This is a genomic window from Arthrobacter terricola, from assembly GCF_004354015.1.
GTDB classification, from domain to species: domain Bacteria; phylum Actinomycetota; class Actinomycetes; order Actinomycetales; family Micrococcaceae; genus Arthrobacter; species Arthrobacter terricola.
In genome coordinates this window covers 1-17,565 of record NZ_SMRU01000002.1, presented here as the reverse complement: position 1 = coordinate 17,565, position 17,565 = coordinate 1, and the positions used below count along the sequence as shown (strand labels likewise).

The window sequence follows — 17,565 nt, the reverse complement described above, 5'->3', positions numbered from 1 at the left end:
GCGGAGGGTATGTTTTGGACGTGAACTTCCCTAGACCGAACCAGCACACGGGACCATTGGCAGGTCACGTCCGGAAAGGACGCGTTTACAAGTCCCCGCTTGCCGCGACAGGGATGTTGCGAGCAAACGACTGGTTTAAGGATGACCTACCGGACTTGCTCTGGCCAGCGCTGGTTATGGCCGAGCAGGGCAACGAGAGCGTTCATCGCTTCATCAGCTGGCAGCAGGCAGTTCAAGAACAGCTTGCCCAGCATGGAGAGACTACCGTGATAGCGGAGTTGTTGGATGGGCGTCTGACACACCTAGCGGATCTTGCCGGGAAGTTCCCGGGCTCATCTGCAATCCTATTCGAGGAGGCAAGCCGTTATGGCCTGCTATCAGCGAGCATCCGTCGTGTACTTGGTTCGTATCCGTTCATCCCTGCACCCTGGCTTGCAGGCGAATCACCGCACACACCCCCCGAGCTTGCCGAACTGCAACTCATTCAAGAGGCTCTGCTCGGTGTTCTGCAGGACGGACACCGTGAGGCACTCATCAAGTGCTTCCGCACTTGGAGCACAGTCCATGCCGGGACCTTTCGCTCGGATGCACGGACAATCCAGCTATTGAAGTCCTATCCTGGCGATACCGGCACGAGGTCCGCAGCAGATACCGCTGTGCGAGCCGGTTGGGGGGCGCATAAGGGCATGCTGCTTGTCAAAGATCCGAAGCACTTCGATCATGCGATCAAGTGGGCGCGGGTGTTCTGGGGGGCGAACTCGATGACTTCCCGGTGTATCCGCAAAAGTGAGACGGAGGACGACTACGTGGATGGCACCGATCAGGAGGAGCATGAAATCGAGGTGCGGACCTCGGACAGTCTGCCTGTCGAGCACGCCGCTCCGACCCCAGTTCCTGAAGACGGAGCGCATCTTCGCCGTTTCACAATGGATGTGTTGAGCAGTTTCATTGAGGCCATCGAGACAGCGCCTGCGCGCCTATATGAGAAGGCGCGACAGGAGGTCATCTCGGGACTGGTGGCCCGTGCAGGGCGGGACCTCATCGCTGTGCTTTCGGCTCCCGATCTTTGGTGCATGGAACATGGTGCGCACATCGCGCGCATGCTTGTAGAAACAAAGATCTACCTCCGTTGGATGGCTCTTCAGGATCCATCTATCTATCGCGAGTTCCAGGAGTATGGCGCGGGCAAAGCCAAGCTCTATGCCCGCATTTCGGATGAACTACCTGTAAAAGCACGTACTGACGGTTTTCGTGAGGCAGCCGAGGAATTGAAGCGACTGAGCCACAATAACGACGTCGTGGATGACCGGGTTGTTGACACCCGTGACACGTTTGCGGGTGGGAAATCCATTCGGGCAATGGCTGACGAGGCAGGCCTTCTGGATTTGTACCGACAGGCCTACTCGCTTGCGAGTGGAGTCACCCACTCGGAGTGGTGGTCCGTTGAGACACATGCCATGGAGCCCTGTCTGAACGTACTTCACGGGCTGCACCTAGTTCCCAGTTTCTCACTGAGCTTTGGGGGCAATGTCTCACTAGCCTCATCGTGGGTTGACCAGTTCTACATGCTGTCACGCACCGGGTTATCCATTTTGGAAACTGATGAAGATGCAGTCGCTTCTGCCTTTGCCTGGCTTGAAGAGCCGGATCAGGAACCGCCGGAGTCAGCTTAGAATCTAGTGTCTCGCGTATTTCGCACTAAGGAATGATGTTGACGTCCTATTAGCGGCACGGTTCCCGATGGCAGGCGTTCAAACGCAGGCTACGAACAGGCGCCAGGGGTGCAGGGCACAAACATGCGGCGGCGCGAACGGGGAGGCCTGCCGCGCAGCCTCACGCCGCCGCTTCGGGAATGCCTAGAGCGTCTCCTGCCCCGAGGCACGACGAATTAGGTGTCAAGGCAAGAAAGACTTGCCCGGACCTACGGCCGGTAGCTGAGTGTAAAGCCAAAACAGGAGGTGTTGACAGCGTCAACACCTTTGGCGTTAGATCGGCTCGTACCTCCGTCGGACTGCCTCGGATTAGGCATGTTTTCGCGGGTTCCCAGTATCCACAGGGGCTGGAATGCAGTTCGAGTCCCACCTCGGGCACAGTGTTTCCGCAGGTCAGGGGCTTTTTGTTTTCCGGCTGTTGACAAAGCTTGACACTTTAGGAAGTCCGGGTGTAAGGCGGGAACATTCAGTGCGACTGATGGCGTGTGATGCCCTGACCATGTTGCCTGCTAAGCGGGCCACACGGCCCTTGCTGACCAGCTAAGGGCCGGCTGCTGGTCCTTCCGGTGGTGCTCGCCATCCAGTCCGACCACAACGAGCTGTTCCTGGGTATCAGCTGCTACCTGCCATCCTCACCCCCTATGGATCTGATCGCCATCAAGCCCTGCCGGACCATCCCACGCGGGGTGAGGCCGGTCTTGTGTTGCTCGGCTGGGCGGCTGCCTCCCTGGCCGTGCGCTGCTTACCGGGAAGCGCCGGGACGCCTGACCGGTTCCCCCGGCCGGCGCCAAAGCGGCATGACGGACGCTGCCAGCCACGTCATTTTGGCGCCGCTACCAACCCTGGTGCGTGAGCAGACAAACGCTTCTTCTTCCGTGCTGCACGCAGTTCGAGCTCCCTCCGGATCCTGATGCGCCGCATACGCCATTCCATGACATAACTGTCCTGTTTGGAGTAGTTGCAGGTGGGGCATGCCGGAAGAATGTTCCCCAGCGAATGCCGGCCTCCCCTTTCCAGCGGAATGACGTGCTCTTTGTGCAGCCGAGCCGAAAACTTGCCACAGTAAGAGCAGCAGTTCCGGTACCTGACCTTCAGCCGCTCCCAGTCTTTTAGCGTGAACAGGAACGTCTCCGCGCCCTTCTGCAGTGCCCGTCGCTTGCCGCTGTGCATGTTTCGCAGCGGCACGTGCGCGCGTGCGTACCGGCGGTTGACCTTCAGTCGGCGTTCACGATGGGTGCTGTAATCCACACGCGCCCGTGCGCGTAGGACGAGAACATAACCCGGGTCGGCAGCATGTCGCTTGGCGGTGTTTTCGCGGGCTTTCCTGGCGAAGTACGGCTCCCGGCCCTCGCGGTACTTCTTCATCCGCAGAAGGTGCCAGGCGTGGTGTCGGAGATAGTGGGCCTTTTGGTTGCAGGAGTTCGAGCAGTAGATCGCTTTCGGGCCGCGGGTCGCAGGCAGTTGGGTGCCGCAAACAGGGCAGGGCGGCCGGTCCAGCCTGCGGGCCGCTGCCCGTTCCCGCAGGCGTGCTTCGTGGTTCGCCTTTGAGCGGGCTACTTTCTCCGGGTTGTCTGCCTCCCATTTTTTCCGCCGGCAAGGATCCGAACAGTAGATGGCACTGAGGTTAAGATGCTCAGGCAGTGGACCGAGGCAATAGACGCAAAGACGTTCCGCCTGCAGTTTGGCTGCGATCTCGGCCCGCTGGCGGTACCGGTACTTGTGTCGGCACGAACTCGAGCAAAACAGGGCGGTTGCCACCCTTCCGGCCATGCTCCCGCCACACCCTTCGCATTTGCGTCCGGCGTCCCGCACAGCTGCCCGTTCGTCGCTCCGCTTCTTGTTGGCCGCCCTACGTCCGGCAGCGTCAGCCTCAGTGTTACGGGCACGCCACGCCGACCGAACACAACGCTGCGAGCAGTATCGGGCCCCGGCCTGGCGGCCAACAATTGGACCGTGGCAGAACTCACAAAGACCCTCCATGGAGCCAAGGTTACTTCGACAGGCCGCCCATGGCAGATCGGGCCGCCAGCTCAACATCAAGCTCCTCGTGCTGTTGAGAAAGGTTGACTTTCTCGACCAGTCGGGTTCCGGCCCGTCGCGCCCTGGCCTGATGCCCCCGGGTGATCGCGGAAGGGTGGGAAGCGCAGGACCCCGATCAGGGCCGCCTGCACATCTCACCAGAGCACCGTTGATGTCGGGGGTGCTTGTCATATCGCACGCATGTGCAGCGAATTATCTTCCGGGCCGCTCAGCCACTGGCAGTGAAGGCTCGAATGGCGGGATCGGCCCGGTCCATTGATGTCCTCGCGCTAGGTGATGGCCCCGACTTTCGCATCAGTGGCGGTCTTTCACCAGGAGTGAATCGCTGGTGTCGAAAGCCGGCTGATTCCTAGTATTGCTTGGCGAGGCGCTTCAGGCGCTCTTCGTCTCGTATAGCATGACTAGGCATGGCACTCTTCAGCCTACTTTCGCTTCAAGGGCCTGCGCTTTGAAGCAGGCACGTCGGCTACACCGCATTTTTGAAATGCCGCGCGAAGAGCGACTTTCCGTCGTCGGCAAGGGGCTGGAGCATTTAGGCGCACATGTTCAGCAATTGATGTGCTCGATAAAGCACCTCTTGAAGGAAAACCAGAAATCCGGGGCGGGGGCACTTCAAGTAATCTGCCTCGAGGAGAGCGCTAAGGCGCTCATTCTGCTTGACATCGCGCGAACGCATGACCAGAGGGTGGCTCGCAAAGGACGCGATTATTTCTATTTACATCTCCCTCGATTGATCTACACGAAGGTTCACGCGGGCAATCCTGCTGACTTTGCTGCGATCGAACGGTACCTAACATGGCTTCGTCCGAGTCATTATCTTGATGGACCCAATGACGTGGATTGGATCTGGCGTAATGATTTGCTCAGAACCCGGGAGAATGCCCTTTACGTGGATTACGAGGAGACAGATGAGGGTTATGTGGACGGGAGGTAACTCGGACCAGTTTTACGTCGACACCGCGGCACCCCGGCTCCTCCTCGCTATGAAGCATGCAGGGCTTCTCACAGAGAAAGGGGCGCGGGCCACGGCAGCGGTGTGGAAAGGAGCAGTGTTCGATTCGGATACTCGCTGGGAGTTTTGCCGGGAAAAGGCTCGGGAGGTACTCGCCGCGGTCCTGCCCGCGGACACAGTTCTTTCCGAGCGGCTGGGGTAGTGCCTTGCGTCTGATTCTTGAGAAATGGACTGTCCCGCTTCTGTCTCTCGACCTGAAGGAAGAGCCTATTTCCGTAGAGGCTCTGATGGAGCGCCAAGACCGATACCTCGGCCGCCAATACGGGCTGGTAGATCATTTTGGGTTGATGTCCCTCGCCAGATAGGCAGCAGCACGACGCAGAATCTCATTCTCCTGCTCCAACAGGCGGTTCAGCTTCGTCAGCTCCCGCATGTCGGCAGACTCCGCTCCCACGGTCCCTGCCGTCCCGGATTCCTTGCGCTCGTCGATGACAAGCCAGCCTTTCAGCGTCGTGACCGAAAGCCCGAAATCCTTCGCAATCTGCGCCAGCGGGCCTCGCCCTTGCGGGCCATATCAACGACATCCTGGCGGAACTCCGCCCGTACGGCGTGGGCATGGTCAACATCCTTCCACGAGCACAAGCTCGCTAGATCAAGGAGTCAACAAAACTGGGGGGGCAGTTCCAAGTACTTCCGGGGCAAATAAGTAAGAAACCCCGGCAGTCGTGATGCGCAGCATGGGACTGGGTTCGTTCGTAGCTAGCCGCTGCCTAATTGCTGCCTCGCGTCGTAGCTCTGCAGCTTCGACTAGCATATCCATTCTTTACAGAACCTAAATGACAGGTGCGACAGAGTGTCTCGCCAAGATCTATGGCGAATTACCTAGATCGCTCCCAGATAGCCAAGGTAGTTAGCCATCAATTGATCAACCATGTTCGCCTCCAACTGTCCGATCCGGTCATCCAGGAAGGCTTTGTCTAGTGGTTGAATCAGGCAAACACGCGCCCATCCTTTTGAACTCAGACCTCCGGTGTTGGCGGGGATCCTGACGTCGTATTCACTAACTTGAGCCCCCGATGATACTGGACAGACAACCACGATGGGCCAGTCAGAGTCATCATTTTTGTGATCCCCTGTCAGTACGACTACCGGGCGCCGGGGGTGCGTCGTGCGGTTCTGCTCTGGAGGCATGTCAATCTCTGAGTCAGCAACCCAATACAAATGCCCACGGCGGATCGGTGCAGGAAAAGACGTGGGGCTCAATGCATAGCTCGCGCCGCTGATCTCCGCATGTGTCGTGTCTCGCCGAGTTCACGCCTTATGCCTTGCCCGTCTTCCTGCATTTGTGCACGCTGAGTAGCCCGCAGGATAGATGAGTACCTGGCGAGGGTACTCTTGTAATCATCGGTTGTCGCGACGATACGCGGCTCTGCATAGCGCTCAAATTCAGTCCAGGAATTAGCGATTTCATCGTTAGGTAGCACGATATTCCGCGCTCCTTCTCTGAAATGTTGAGGCCATGGACCGACGGCGTGCGTAATAGCTCGGAGCTTGGACGCCGTGTAACCCCCAAAATACGTCCACACGCATTCCAGGTTCGCAACAACTTCCGGCGCCAGTTCAGGCTCTCTACAGGCGGCCAGCCGGATCGCTTGGCTACCAAAGGCACTGAACTGCCGATACACCTGTTGAACCACGGGGCCGTGATCCCACGCTTGTACAACTTCCCGAAGTAACGCGCGGCCCGTTTCATGCAGGTAGCGGCTCTGCGCGAGATACACAAGTTTTTGCAGCTTTAGGTTACTCAAGTCTTGTTCGGGATCGCCTTGCGCCTGAAGAACGAACCACTGGGCAACTTGGGTTGCAGGCAGTTCGGCGGCTTGCTGAGATTCAGTTGGCACGATGCGACACCTCCCCCGTGCAGTTCCTATCACTATCTTGACATACCTTGGCATGAGACTGGCTATCGGCTTGATAACAACTCCCCATCGGGGGACCCCATGAAATCCTCAAGGACAGGCACCCCACCCGGGCTTCCCATTGCCCTAATCAAAAACCACGCCGACGATCTGGACGCCGTAACAGGCGCCGTTCATGAAACCAAGCCCGCACCTCGCCACTCGGAGAGTGCATAGAGCGCTGAATAATGCGGTTAGGATTCACATCAATCGGCTTCACTGACTCGCCCCTAGCTGCTCTCTTGCTGACCTATTAGAGACGCTCCACCCCGACGACGACTTCTCCTTCGCCGCTAATCCCAGAGTCTCGAAGGTGTACTTGAATTGTTGGTAACCCAAGCCGAGCCACCGTTATTCCCAAAGAGTCACTAAGACTCACAAACAACGAGCAAAGCCGCGGTGCCACGGGACGAGTCGTCCCATGGTGTAGGGCGCACAGGCTCTCACTGCTCGATCCCAGCGGTCCTTGGGACTGTCTGAATAACGGTGTGTGGGTCCGGCCTGATCCGAAAGGAGACGGCCGTGTCGGAATCCACGACCGAGATGACAGGGGTGATGATCGATCCTGTGACGGGATAGATCATCGATCAGAAGGAGCTTGCGGAGTGGTTGCTCGCTCAACCCAAGGAACAGGGCGTGAGCCTGGTGGGCCCCGATGGGTTGCTGAACCAACTCATGAGGAACGTACTCGAAACCGCGAGTCAACCAAGGCCCGGGGTGTTTCCTTCGAGCAGCTCACCGATGAGGCATTCGAAGCTTTTGGTCGCGATCTTTGCAGAGGCCTGCACCCATCGTGGGAGGTCACCCGTAATGGTTCCACCGGCTACAAGCAGTTTGGCACAGGACCTGACACAAGGCACCAGACGCAGGGTGTTCCATGGCCTGCACTCTCCAACCCTCTACGGGTCCTATTCCCGTGCAGTTGGCCAAGACGACCCAGTGGAAATAGCGATACGAGATGGCGCCAGCGAGATAGCCACCCCCCGTTTCAGCTCCAATCCATTCGCCTCGGTTCCACGGTCCGCGGTGACGTGTCATGCACACTGCAAGGTCATGCGCGCTCCTGCACTTTGGACCTATGAGATGCACGAAGGGGGACCGCCGTGACCAGATTCGAACCGACATATCTGTCGCAAACGGATGCATCCAAAACGAGTTGGCCTGATGCGTTGCAACCGGCCACAGAGCGGACTGCCGTTCCTCCTCAAACTGGGGGCGGCAGTCGCTCTGTGTTCTTCAAATTCTGTCAGAAAAGGGGTGTTGACAGTGTCAACAGATTTGCCGTCGGACTGGGTCGTACATCGGCCGGACCGCGCCGTACTCGGCATGTTTTCGGAAGTTCCCTGTGTTTCCGGGGCCTGGAAGCCGGTTCGAGTCCCACCTCGGGCACAGCATTCCCCCTCGTCAGAGGGGTTTTTGCTTTAACGTGTGTACAAAGCTTGACAAGCGCCTCTGACGCTAGGTTCGCGGGCTGGTGCCTGGCCGCCGCGGTGGCCTATGAAGGTGTGTGGGTGGCGGGTTCAAGTCCCTGGCTGGTGGGCCCTCCGCCTGCTCTGGGGTGGGGTTATGCGGTTCCTCGTTCCCGTTCGGCCGGGTTGGTCGTGGATGGCCAACACCAGTTCATGGCTCAGGGCCCGGGGTACGGCATGATGAAACCGGCTTTGGCGCGGAGGTTTCTTTGGACAGCTAATCCTGGCTGCAGGGGAGTGCTGTGGCTGTCCGGTTGTCTTGCCAAAGGGGGTGTGGACAGTGTCCACACTTACATCTGATTTTTGGCAGTGCCTCTGGCGGTCGGCCCCTGAGTCTTCGACTTACCTGCACTCAATGCACGTGCGGGCTCGGAGCTACGTACCTGCATGAGGACGAGCGCGTGCTAGCAGTTGTACTGACCGACCCCAGCAGACGCGGGGGCGGAGCTATCGCGCACATCTCGGACCGGTTTCCCAAAATACTCTCGGACCTGACTATGGGCCGGGCCCTGGCACGCTGAGCGACCGGTCGTTACTTCTTCTCAGGGTCCTTTGTGACCACGAGAATTCCGTAGATGACTCCGGGGGAGTGCCCGAGCAGCTGCCACAGCAGTGCCCAGAGTACTTCCGGTTCTGGCCCTCGTGCAGGAGGACGGCCAGCGGCGGCAGGAAGAACACAGGACGATGAGCAGGATCTTCTTCATACCCCAATCCTGTTTCATTGGAGGTCGGGTGGGCCTCCGCTCGGGTTGGATTCACGCGCCGGCCGCATGGCTTCGACGTCGAGTTCCAGAGCGATCTTCTCGTCCTCGGTCAGCGGGCGCACCGCCTTCTCGAACAGGGCCACCCCGGCGGCCCAGTTGTCCCAGCGCCCGTCGCTGCGGATTGTGCTAGATCTTGATTCCAGCGCGCGCACCGCGGCAGCGATCAGGATGGCTGTGACGACGACGTCGTACGGCATGCCAGTGGTGGTGCAGAAGGTCCACATGTCCGGGTGGGACGGCTCAATGGTGCCCTGCAATCGGAAAGTCTCATGGGCCTCGCCGGCCACCGCGAAGCCGTTCAGACGGATCCCTTCCGCATCGTTGAGCATCGGAGGTCCCTGTCCCTTCGGCCCGCAGACAGTCACAGGGGCGGCTTCGATGATCTTGCGGGCGTCGGCAATAACATCGGCCGTCGCGATTAGGCCCGGGAAGTAATGCGTGTAGCCCATCAGCGCTCCTTAGGTTACTCAAAAAATCTATCCCCGTTGGGGCCATGAAGGCCCGACACCGGCATGGCGGCATTGTGGAAGGATTTACGCATGCTTCGGAATCTGCCACTACCTCAGACGATCCAGATTTACCTTCCCCAGGGTGACCCCGTGGGCATCCGAATGGCTGAGATCACCACGCGCACGGTGAGGTTATTCGAAGTGCCGCGCCCGCTTCTGCGGGATTTCCGGGACATGCCGGAGTCCAAGCAGGTTGGTGTCTATTTCCTGTTCGGCTCATCGTCCTCAGACCGTCCTTCCTGCTACATCGGTCAGAGCGGGGCTATTGGCGACAGGCTGAAGCAGCACTCGGACAAGAAGGACTTCTGGGACCACGCCTTGGTCGCAGTGTCCCTGACCAACACCTGGACGAACACCCACGCGGGATACATGGAATGGCAGGCCATCAAGCGGTCCACCGAAGCCGGGCGGTACGCGCTGGACAACGGCAATGACGCCTCAAATCCTCACACACCGGCGCCATTGGAATCAGACTGCCGCGAGTATCTGGAAACCATTTCAATCTGCTGACAACTCTTGGTTACCCGGTGCTTGAGCCGGTGCGTCAGATTTCTCTTGTGGGATCTAGTGGGGCCGCTGAGACCCTCGTCTTCCGTGAAGGAGGAACTGAGGCCAGAGCAAGGCCGACAACGGAGGGTCGTCTGGTTCTCGCTGGGTCCGTGGGTAAGGCAACGCATCGTCCATCCCTGTCCGCGTCCCTTGTCCGCCGGCGCCAAGACCTCGTCGAGCAGGGCATCGTGGAGATCCGCGGCGACGAGTACGTCTTCGTCAAGGACCAGTTGTTCAGCAGTCCAAGTACCGCCGGGGCTGTTGTCGTGGGCGGCAACATCAACGGCAGAATCACCTGGAAGACAACAACCGGCCGGACTTTCCAGCAGCTTGAGGATGAAGCCCTGAGTTAGCGCTGCATGGAAGATGCGGCTGCACGCAACCCTCCCAGGCCGCCCAAGAGGCTGGCACCTTCGAATCAATCCGCAATCAGATGGTAGCCCCGGCTGGACCCGCTTCTCCGGGCCCTACTACCAGTACGCGATTAGGTCCACGTTCAGCTGCGGCTATGCGAGGTGTTCCTCGTGTATGTCACCACTCTGGCTGCGACGTGCTGGCCGGGAGGCCTGTTTGGCGGCCAGCATCGAGCACGGCTCCTCATCGCCGTCGCCGGGCCTCGCCAACAGTATCACCGCGCCACTGGCCCAAGGAAAGGATGCCCCTGTGAAACTCGATGACACCACTGGCCAGGGTGACGGTTTTCGCCTGGCTGACATTCACTGCCTAGTCGATTCCTGGCTGGTCAAGCAAGGATTGGGCTGTTTCTGTGTAGCATGGCGTCCAGTGGCGGTGACGCGTCCGATTGCCTGTGGGGAGGGTTTGAATGGCTGAGGTGAGGTTCGTTCCGCGTAGCGAATGGGACACGCTGCCTGTTCAGCCGCCGGCGGGGAAGTGGCTGATCCGGGCCGTTCCCTTTATCAAGGGGATCCTGGCCGCTTTGGGGGTTGGCGCACCGCTGGCTCTGATCGACGCTGCGACCGGCTATGCCTTCCCGGCATGGATACCTCTGGTGCCCATCTGGCTGGCCATCGCCCTGTGCGCCGTGGCCATGGTTTTTGCGGTGCTTGCGATCGGCCCCTACTACGCCGAGCGGAAACGCGGCTACACCACCTGGCCAGAGCGAAACCCCGCACCGGGGCCAGGCAGCAGATGAACCAGCTCACGAAGGCCGAATGTCGACCTGGTCCGGTGGAAACTCCAGGAGGCACACGTGCTTCACACCATTAAGGACCAAGGCGGCGGCGTGGTCCTGACCGCGCTATGGGAGCCCACGGTCCGGTACCCCATGCTCCACGGTTTCAGCGCTGCCGCTTGGCAGCGGACCTCCACAACAAGTCTCCTGACGTTCCTAGGCGCCGGCATCCTCATGGTTGGTGTTGCGATCGCCAGCAACCATGACGCGAGGGTCGGGAACGTCGCCCTCGTGTTTTACGGGATCTTCGTGCTCGCGGGACTCACCGCGGCGGTGTCGGGAGCGGTGTCCACTTACAAGGCCCGCAGGGAGTACCGTCACGGCTACACGACCCTGCAGAGCTTTTCCAAGTTCGGCATGTACTACAGGACGCTCCCTCAACTCGACCCACGCTCCGGCGTGGAAATCAGGGCCGCCGGGGAAGCGAAGCTTGCGCAGTCGGAGCTCACCAAACGCTGGGCCGCTTCCCGCGCCCGATACCCCCGCGCGGACAGGATGTCCCGGCAGGACGCAGCCGAGGCGGCCGCGACGGCCGGCAAAATCAATGAGACAAACCTGGAACTGGTCAGGGCGAAGTCAACCCGTGCCCGACTCGTCAACAGATTCGGCGCCGCCGCCGGGAACATGCGCGCGGACGCCCGGAAATACACGTTCGCGGCCCTCCTGACGGCCGGCGGCGGGGGACCGGCGTTGATTTTCGGCCTTATGGGTGTGTCCCTTGGAAAATCGGTCTGGGTGCTTCCGGCAATTGTTCAAGCTTCCGTCATTGCCGTGCTAGCTCTGATCGGCCGGCGGAAGAACGCGCAGGCTGCGCGGATTGCTTCGGAGTTTCTAGGAGTGGCCGCCAAGGACCTTCCACCGTGGGCGAGCGTCGGCACACCGGATTCCCTTTTCCCGCTGGAACACGGACCGATCAGTTCCACGCCTCCTTTGAAGAGCGTGTCGCCGCCGTCCGATTGATCGACTGATCAAGGCAAGCTGAAGACGGATTAGGCGAGTTTCACCTCACGGTGAATATAGCCCTTGGGTTGTAGAACCTGTGGGTTGTATCATGGAATCGGTGTGGAATGTTGGCGTTGAGTTGGTGGAGTCGTGGCTGCTCGCGCTCGATCAGGACTCCTACGAGCAGGTGATCGCCGCGTCGGAGCTTCTTTCTGAGCACGGTCCGCGGCTTGGCCGTCCGCTGGTAGATACGGTGGTTCGTTCGCGGCACAGGAACATGAAGGACCTTCGACCGGGGTCGAGCGGCCGGTCGGAGCTGCGGATCTTGTTCGCCTTTGACCCTGAGCGGCATGCGATCCTGCTTGTCGCAGGTGACAAGGCCGGCAACTGGAGCAAGTGGTACAAAACGAACATCCCGATTGCGGATGAGCTGTTCGATGATCATCTGAGAATTCTGAAAGGAGGATCGTAATGGCAAGGACTATCGAAGAGATGCTGGCCAAGCGGCCTGTTGACCGGGTTGCTGTGGACGCCCACAAGAAGCTCCTGCTCGATGAGGTCCGGGCATACCGGCTTCGGGAACTCCGCGAGGCATCGGACCTGACCCAGGTCGAGCTGGCTGCGCGCCTGCACGTCAGCCAGAACAGGGTCTCTCGCATTGAGCACGGCGAGATCGACCGTGCCCAAGTCGACACCTTGCGGAAATACGTCGAAGCGGTCGGTGGCCGGCTTCGTGTCGAGGTTGAACTCGGCGACGAACGGATCCAGATCGCCTGACGCGGCAACCCGCCCCCCGTATGTTCGAACAAGCGGTTCGGAATTCGAACCGTCCTGACCTCGGGATTCCTTGGTACTGTTTTGGTACCATGAGGTATGGCTATGAATCTGCGTGTTCCGGAAGACCTCGACCGCCGTCTCGATGAGCTTGCCGCCGAGGAGCATACTTCCAAGTCCGCGCTGCTGCTCCAGGGAGCCGAGTTGGTCCTGCAACGGCACGGGCGACGCCGCGAGATCAATGAGGGTTTGGATTTCGTGATGAGCCATGACGCTGAGTTGCTCAAGCGCCTTGAGGATGCATGAGTTCGTACCTCGAAATTGAGGACGCGCTGCAGGTGATCGACCGGTACGGGTTCTACATTCGTGACATTGGGCTGCTTGCTTCGGCCTTGGCGCGCCCGGCAACGACGGTCATGGGCGCGGAGGCCTATCCTCAACTGGCCATGAAGGCCGCAGCGCTCCTCGAGTCCGTGGCGAGGTTTCATCCGCTGATCGACGGCAACAAGCGCACCGCTTGGACGCTCATGGTGCTCATGCTGTGGATCAACGGCTACCGGCACGACTTCAGCACCGAGGAAGGGTTCGACTTGGTCGTGGGCGTGGCCGCCGGCGACATTGACTTGCGGGGGAGCGCCGTCCTGATCGAGCAACATCTGATTCGACGATAGGTTGCGTGGACGGGAACCCAAGCTGATTGGCGGCATTCTTTGACGTGCGGTTGGCGGGGGAGTGTGTAGCGCTAGATTTGGGGTGTGTACAACATACACACTTTGGGCTTCGGACTGGGTCGTACATCGGCCGGATTGGCTCGGATTCGCTATGTTTTCGGGAGTTCCCTGTGTTTTCAAGGCCTGGAACCCGGTTCGAGTCCCACCTCGGGCACAGCATTCCCCCTCGTCAGAGGGGTTTTTGCTTTAACGTGTTGACAAGGATTGCGGTAGCGTCGCCAAGCTCCACCCGGCCGCATAGGTGAAGGAGATATGCCCGTCGCGGAACGTGAAGACCTTGGGGCCTGAGGCCGGCGTGTTCGCCGGTGCCTTTGCCGGGGCATCAGTGGCCGCGGCGGGAGCCGGGTTTTCGGCGGCTGCGGTTGTGGTCCGGGCCGGTGTGGCCGATACCGTGGGTGAGGCAGTCGCCGTCGGACTCGAAGCGGCCGGTGGTGTCGTCCCGGTGCCGGGAGCGCACGAAGACAGAGCCAGCGATACTGCCAGCCCGGCGACCGCACAGACGGTGAAAGTGGTGGAACGGCGCGAAAGCATGGAAAGATCCCCCTTTTTGGATACGCGAGCCCCGCCGTCTTGGTGTTGGAATGGCTTGTGGTGCGGGAGGATAGGGCGATGACTGAAGTTCACCTCAGCGGGCAGCTTTTATGCGTCGACATGGACGAGGTGGCGGCCGTCGTCAGGCACCTTCCCGGGCATGTGGCTCTGACGCGCGCCGAAGCCGGGTGCATTTCCTTCAATGTGTCCCGCACCGGGAATCCGCTGGTGTGGCAGGTCGACGAACGGTTCCGGGATGCCGATACGTTCTACGCCCACCAGGACCGGGCTGCGAGCAGTGACTGGGGCCGTGCCACCGCCAGGATCGAACGCCGTTACACGGTCGAAGGACTCTGAGTTCTTCGCGCATCGTCGGCTATCCCGAGGCCGCCTCGTGGCTTCGGGCAGTGACCTCATGCCAGCGTGGGCTTCGCCAATGCGACTTGTTCCGCATCCTGACGGTAAGGTGGACGGACAAAGTGAGGCGTACCACAGTGCAACGACGCGCTGGCGGTACTGGACAATGGGGGGACACCTAAAATGGCTGGACGTTTCGAGGTTCTGCAGGACGGTGCGGGCTACCATTTCCGGCTGATGGCGGCTGACGGATCGCTCGTCGCCGAATCACCGAAGTTCAAACATTTGAAGGCGCTGGTCGACGGCATCAACGCGGTCCGCGAAAATGCCGCGACGGGAATCGTCGTGGATCATTCCAACAAATCCCGAATCGCGGCATAGCTAGGTTCCCGCCCGGCGAACATCACCGGCCTGCTTCGCCGTGTACAGCGGCTGGGGCAAGCCGGATCCATGCACATCCTGATCTGCGCACACGAGCAAGGTCTAGATTCCGTTTGTCCCGGCCGTCGGCTTCACGGTAGGGACCACCTCAGACTCCCGGCTGCGAGGTGGCGATAGGGTTGCGAACAGTGTGCCGGGGCGGTGTCCGAACCCTTCCGAGACGCGCAAGCTGGCTTCGGTATCGTCGGGGCATGCGGAACAACCGCACGGGGTACCTCGTTAGGGATGAACGGGGTGAGCGTCGGACGAGGTTGCGGCAGAAACTGGCCTGTGTGGGGTCAGGGTATTGGCCGTAGCGACAGATCGTGTCGTCTTTTTGGCTCTGCGCCGCTGAGGTGGAGTCCTTTGGCGTCTAGCAGGTCACGGTGCCTGTGTAGGGCGCACCAATCCAGGTGTTGCCCGGTGCCGCCTGATAGAGGCCGTGGATCTGGTACGTCCAGGTGCCTTTGAGCGCCGGATGGGCTGCGGTATAGGTCCAGCCGGAGGTCGGGACGTTGGCGCCGGTGGGGTCGGTCAGGACGAAATCGTAGGACGTTGCCCGGGGCACGGTGCCGTGGTCGGCGACCACGATGCTGAGGATGCGCCCGGCCGGGCATGCGGCGACGACGGCAGTGCCGGTCGGGGCGGCCAGGCTCATCGTCGACGCGGCGAGGGAGGCGGTGTCCGTGCCGGTGAACATCGCCTGCGCGATACCCGGGGCGCTGACCAGCACAGCCGCGGCCGCGACAACGGCCGCGGCACGCCCGAGCGCGGGCGTGCCGGCGGCTGTGTTGCGTGGGCGTCGGGGCACGGTGGCTGGCTTTCGTTCAGTGCGTTTGGTTCGATTCCAATGTTCCCGTCTTGTTGGGGGTGGAACAACCCTCCTTGTCGAGCGCCTGGACCGGAAGGAGTTTGTTTCCAGGGACTCGCAGTACCTTCTCCAGTTCGGCTTGGTGCCGTGTGACGTCTTCACCTGCCGCGGCGGCCCCGGTACGGTCGGTCCGGGCAAGGGCGTCTTCCAGGCGTGCGCAGTGCTGTTCCATCTGCAAGGCCCCGACCATGGCGGAGCTGATTTTCAGGCTCAGTACCGCGTCCATGGCCTGGTGGTCATCGCCGTCGTCCAGGGCCTGGTTGATCCGTTCGACCCGGGCCGGGAGCATCCTGGTGTACGTTGCGGCGAACCGGTGTGCGGCGTCGGCGCCGGGCATGTCGCCGGCCAGGCGACGGAGTGTCCCGTGGTCCAGGGCCGGTAGCGGGCGGTCGGGTTCGTTCCGCCGGAGGGGCGGGAGGTCCGGCCAGATCATGACCTGCACCTCGCGTCGGCGGAGCCTCGTGTTGTGAGCATGGTCGGCTTTCTTCTCGGTCCGGTGAACGGCGTCCTCAGCTGGTGAGCCCTCCGCCGCCGACTCCCAGAGTTCGACGGCGGAGGGCTGGCCGGGGTGGTTACTGGTCGGTGGCCGGAGCGCCACCTTGCGCGGCAGCATCCTCGGCCGGCTTTTTGCGCCAGATGGAGACCAGGAGCATGCCCACGAGGGCGGCGGGCGCGCCGTACATCAGGACCTTGAGGACGATGGGGTCGCGGAGGGCGCGGATGGCGTTGCCGAGGTGGGGGATGGTGAAGATTTCGCGGTCGACGGTGGGGGTGGCGAGGGTGGCGGTCCAGGGGTCGGGGCCGTTGTTGGCGTCGCCTTTGGTCTGGACGGTCGCGGTGCCTTGGCTGTTGACGTCCAGTTTGATGATCCGGTGCGTCTCGACGCGTTGGTCCTGCACGGGGATGTGGTAGGTGATGATGTCGCCGATTTTGAGCTCGGAGACCGGGACGGGGACGGTGACGACGACGTCGCCGGGGTTGATGAGCGGGGACATGGAGCCGGTGAGCATGGTGGAGGTCTGGTAGCCCAGGACACGGGGCCCGACCGCGAGGAAGGCGAACCCCGCTACCGCCGCGACCATCACCACGGTTGCGATGACGTTGACCACCGCCCGGAGCGCCTTCGCTGCTGCCCCGCGCTGCCGGGGAGCGCCGACGGCGTCGGACCCGGTTGCCGCGTCGGTGGTGATGGTGGGACGGTCCAGTATTGCAGTCATGGCGGCGGTTCCTTGTCCTGTGGTGCTGTCCGTTGTTTTCTGGTGGGGCGCCCTCTGCCGCAGGCGGGAGACCGCGGCAGAGGGCAGATCAGGATGGTTACTGGTTGGTGGCGGTGCGCTGGGTGCCGGTGAAGGTGAACCCGACGGTGCTGCTCAGCCCCTGGAAGGTGTTGTCCGCCGTCGCCGGCAAGGTCATGGTCACGCGGAGGCTGTCAGTGTTGCCCGCGGTCAGGGAGGACAGGTTGGACAATGCCATGTTCGCGCCGACGACAGCGTGGGAGGCCAGGACAATGCTGGTCGTGCCCGCGCAGGTGTACGTGTAGGCGGGGGCCGTGCCGGCCTCAACCCAGCCCGTGGAGCAACGGTCGACGACAACCTGCAGGCCGTTGGTGGCGTCGGAGTCCAGCTTCGTGCTCGTCGTGGTCGCCGCCGTCGTCAGCGTGACGGCCGAGAGGTTCTGGTTCCCGGCTGCGTTGCTCAGGGTGACCGCGCGTTGGATGGTGTCGCCCGGGACGATGCCGGTGGCGGCGACGTTGAGCCGGTTGGTGGCGGCGGTGGTGCCGAGGGCAATGTTGAC

The 17,565-nt window shown here is 61.2% G+C and carries 21 protein-coding genes and 2 pseudogenes; 13 read left to right on the top strand and 10 right to left on the bottom strand.

What is annotated here, in order from left to right:
* The first annotated feature begins 155 nt into the window (after window positions 1-155).
* On the top strand, window positions 156-1,673 hold the full coding sequence (locus E1809_RS01770; RefSeq protein WP_133202534.1) for a DUF5677 domain-containing protein: 1,518 nt from the start codon (window positions 156-158) through the stop codon (window positions 1,671-1,673).
* Window positions 1,674-2,531: 858 nt separating this feature from the next.
* Here the strand turns inward: E1809_RS01770 and E1809_RS26505 are convergent.
* The gene (locus E1809_RS26505; RefSeq protein ID WP_165962174.1) at window positions 2,532-3,077 is read right to left on the bottom strand and encodes an HNH endonuclease; all 546 of its coding nucleotides are present in this window, start codon (window positions 3,075-3,077) and stop codon (window positions 2,532-2,534) included.
* A 1,123-nt stretch (window positions 3,078-4,200) separates the two neighbouring features.
* Here E1809_RS26505 and E1809_RS01760 point away from each other — a divergent pair.
* Window positions 4,201-4,686, top strand: a complete 486-nt coding sequence (locus E1809_RS01760; RefSeq protein ID WP_165962173.1) for an AbiV family abortive infection protein — start codon at window positions 4,201-4,203, stop codon at window positions 4,684-4,686.
* Between the two features lie 355 nt (window positions 4,687-5,041).
* Here E1809_RS01760 and E1809_RS01755 read toward each other — a convergent pair.
* The 3 genes and pseudogenes from E1809_RS01755 to E1809_RS01745 all read right to left on the bottom strand — a co-directional run.
* Window positions 5,042-5,321, bottom strand: a pseudogene (locus tag E1809_RS01755) (transposase); the annotation flags it as partial.
* 265 nt (window positions 5,322-5,586) lie between these two features.
* Window positions 5,587-5,925, bottom strand: coding sequence for a type II toxin-antitoxin system PemK/MazF family toxin (locus E1809_RS27935; protein ID WP_407921053.1), 339 nt, complete (start codon window positions 5,923-5,925; stop codon window positions 5,587-5,589).
* 38 nt (window positions 5,926-5,963) lie between these two features.
* Entirely contained in the window at window positions 5,964-6,605 is a 642-nt protein-coding gene (locus tag E1809_RS01745) for a Panacea domain-containing protein (RefSeq protein ID WP_165962172.1), read from the bottom strand.
* Between the two features lie 612 nt (window positions 6,606-7,217).
* Between E1809_RS01745 and E1809_RS28100 the strand changes: the two are divergent.
* Window positions 7,218-7,361: pseudogene (locus E1809_RS28100) on the top strand (IS256 family transposase); the annotation flags it as partial.
* A 1,488-nt stretch (window positions 7,362-8,849) separates the two neighbouring features.
* Here E1809_RS28100 and E1809_RS01740 read toward each other — a convergent pair.
* Window positions 8,850-9,344, bottom strand: a complete 495-nt coding sequence (locus E1809_RS01740) for a hypothetical protein (protein ID WP_133202529.1) — start codon at window positions 9,342-9,344, stop codon at window positions 8,850-8,852.
* A 90-nt stretch (window positions 9,345-9,434) separates the two neighbouring features.
* On the opposite strand from E1809_RS01740, the gene E1809_RS26980 reads away from it, so the two are divergent.
* From E1809_RS26980 to E1809_RS01705, 8 genes are all read left to right on the top strand, one after another.
* Window positions 9,435-9,914 carry a GIY-YIG nuclease family protein gene (locus E1809_RS26980; protein WP_205754063.1) on the top strand — a complete coding sequence of 160 codons (480 nt, stop codon included), beginning with the start codon at window positions 9,435-9,437 and terminating at the stop codon, window positions 9,912-9,914.
* Window positions 9,915-10,063: 149 nt separating this feature from the next.
* Entirely contained in the window at window positions 10,064-10,306 is a 243-nt protein-coding gene (locus E1809_RS26975; RefSeq protein ID WP_205754062.1) for a DUF4357 domain-containing protein, read from the top strand.
* A gap of 470 nt (window positions 10,307-10,776) precedes the next feature.
* Window positions 10,777-11,106, top strand: coding sequence for a hypothetical protein (locus E1809_RS01730; protein WP_133202528.1), 330 nt, complete (start codon window positions 10,777-10,779; stop codon window positions 11,104-11,106).
* A gap of 57 nt (window positions 11,107-11,163) precedes the next feature.
* Window positions 11,164-12,105 carry a hypothetical protein gene (locus E1809_RS01725; RefSeq protein ID WP_133202527.1) on the top strand — a complete coding sequence of 314 codons (942 nt, stop codon included), beginning with the start codon at window positions 11,164-11,166 and terminating at the stop codon, window positions 12,103-12,105.
* 91 nt (window positions 12,106-12,196) lie between these two features.
* The gene (locus E1809_RS01720) at window positions 12,197-12,559 is read left to right on the top strand and encodes a type II toxin-antitoxin system RelE/ParE family toxin (RefSeq protein WP_235835385.1); all 363 of its coding nucleotides are present in this window, start codon (window positions 12,197-12,199) and stop codon (window positions 12,557-12,559) included.
* Window positions 12,559-12,864: a helix-turn-helix domain-containing protein gene (locus E1809_RS01715; RefSeq protein ID WP_133202526.1), complete on the top strand. Its 306-nt coding sequence runs from the start codon at window positions 12,559-12,561 to the stop codon at window positions 12,862-12,864. The genes E1809_RS01720 and E1809_RS01715 overlap by 1 nt, the downstream gene beginning before the upstream one ends.
* A 102-nt stretch (window positions 12,865-12,966) precedes the next feature.
* Entirely contained in the window at window positions 12,967-13,167 is a 201-nt protein-coding gene (locus E1809_RS01710; RefSeq protein WP_133202525.1) for a ribbon-helix-helix protein, CopG family, read from the top strand.
* Complete coding sequence (locus tag E1809_RS01705; RefSeq protein ID WP_133202524.1) at window positions 13,164-13,532, top strand: type II toxin-antitoxin system death-on-curing family toxin; 369 nt, start codon at window positions 13,164-13,166, stop codon at window positions 13,530-13,532. The genes E1809_RS01710 and E1809_RS01705 overlap by 4 nt, the downstream gene beginning before the upstream one ends.
* Window positions 13,533-13,778: 246 nt before the next feature.
* On the opposite strand, the gene E1809_RS01700 is transcribed toward E1809_RS01705, so the two are convergent.
* Complete coding sequence (locus E1809_RS01700) at window positions 13,779-14,123, bottom strand: hypothetical protein (protein WP_133202523.1); 345 nt, start codon at window positions 14,121-14,123, stop codon at window positions 13,779-13,781.
* Window positions 14,124-14,201: 78 nt separating this feature from the next.
* On the opposite strand from E1809_RS01700, the gene E1809_RS01695 reads away from it, so the two are divergent.
* Entirely contained in the window at window positions 14,202-14,480 is a 279-nt protein-coding gene (locus E1809_RS01695; RefSeq protein ID WP_133202522.1) for a putative quinol monooxygenase, read from the top strand.
* 183 nt (window positions 14,481-14,663) lie between these two features.
* A complete protein-coding gene (locus tag E1809_RS01690) occupies window positions 14,664-14,861 on the top strand; it encodes a YegP family protein (RefSeq protein ID WP_133202521.1) in 198 nt (65 codons plus the stop codon).
* Between the two features lie 412 nt (window positions 14,862-15,273).
* Here E1809_RS01690 and E1809_RS01685 read toward each other — a convergent pair whose 3' ends face one another.
* The 4 genes from E1809_RS01685 to E1809_RS01670 form a co-directional block, all read right to left on the bottom strand.
* On the bottom strand, window positions 15,274-15,711 hold the full coding sequence (locus tag E1809_RS01685) for a hypothetical protein (RefSeq protein ID WP_133202520.1): 438 nt from the start codon (window positions 15,709-15,711) through the stop codon (window positions 15,274-15,276).
* Between the two features lie 16 nt (window positions 15,712-15,727).
* On the bottom strand, window positions 15,728-16,384 hold the full coding sequence (locus E1809_RS27245) for an Hpt domain-containing protein (protein WP_235835384.1): 657 nt from the start codon (window positions 16,382-16,384) through the stop codon (window positions 15,728-15,730).
* A complete protein-coding gene (locus tag E1809_RS01675) occupies window positions 16,344-16,988 on the bottom strand; it encodes a signal peptidase I (protein ID WP_133202519.1) in 645 nt (214 codons plus the stop codon). The genes E1809_RS27245 and E1809_RS01675 overlap by 41 nt, the downstream gene beginning before the upstream one ends.
* 97 nt (window positions 16,989-17,085) lie before the next feature.
* Window positions 17,086-17,565 (bottom strand): TasA family protein (locus E1809_RS01670; protein WP_133202518.1); only part of this gene is annotated, 480 nt, incomplete at its 5' end.

Coding starts and splice junctions, on each gene's coding strand:
- E1809_RS26505 (WP_165962174.1), bottom strand. CDS start 3,077: ATGAAGAAGTACCGCGAGGGCCGGGAGCCGTACTTCGCCAGGAAAGCC.
- E1809_RS01740 (WP_133202529.1), bottom strand. CDS start 9,344: ATGGGCTACACGCATTACTTCCCGGGCCTAATCGCGACGGCCGATGTT.
- E1809_RS26980 (WP_205754063.1), top strand. CDS start 9,435: ATGCTTCGGAATCTGCCACTACCTCAGACGATCCAGATTTACCTTCCC.
- E1809_RS01730 (WP_133202528.1), top strand. CDS start 10,777: ATGGCTGAGGTGAGGTTCGTTCCGCGTAGCGAATGGGACACGCTGCCT.
- E1809_RS01720 (WP_235835385.1), top strand. CDS start 12,197: ATGGAATCGGTGTGGAATGTTGGCGTTGAGTTGGTGGAGTCGTGGCTG.
- E1809_RS01715 (WP_133202526.1), top strand. CDS start 12,559: ATGGCAAGGACTATCGAAGAGATGCTGGCCAAGCGGCCTGTTGACCGG.
- E1809_RS01710 (WP_133202525.1), top strand. CDS start 12,967: ATGAATCTGCGTGTTCCGGAAGACCTCGACCGCCGTCTCGATGAGCTT.
- E1809_RS01705 (WP_133202524.1), top strand. CDS start 13,164: ATGAGTTCGTACCTCGAAATTGAGGACGCGCTGCAGGTGATCGACCGG.
- E1809_RS01700 (WP_133202523.1), bottom strand. CDS start 14,123: ATGCTTTCGCGCCGTTCCACCACTTTCACCGTCTGTGCGGTCGCCGGG.
- E1809_RS01695 (WP_133202522.1), top strand. CDS start 14,202: ATGACTGAAGTTCACCTCAGCGGGCAGCTTTTATGCGTCGACATGGAC.
- E1809_RS01690 (WP_133202521.1), top strand. CDS start 14,664: ATGGCTGGACGTTTCGAGGTTCTGCAGGACGGTGCGGGCTACCATTTC.
- E1809_RS27245 (WP_235835384.1), bottom strand. CDS start 16,384: ATGCTGCCGCGCAAGGTGGCGCTCCGGCCACCGACCAGTAACCACCCC.
- E1809_RS01675 (WP_133202519.1), bottom strand. CDS start 16,988: ATGACTGCAATACTGGACCGTCCCACCATCACCACCGACGCGGCAACC.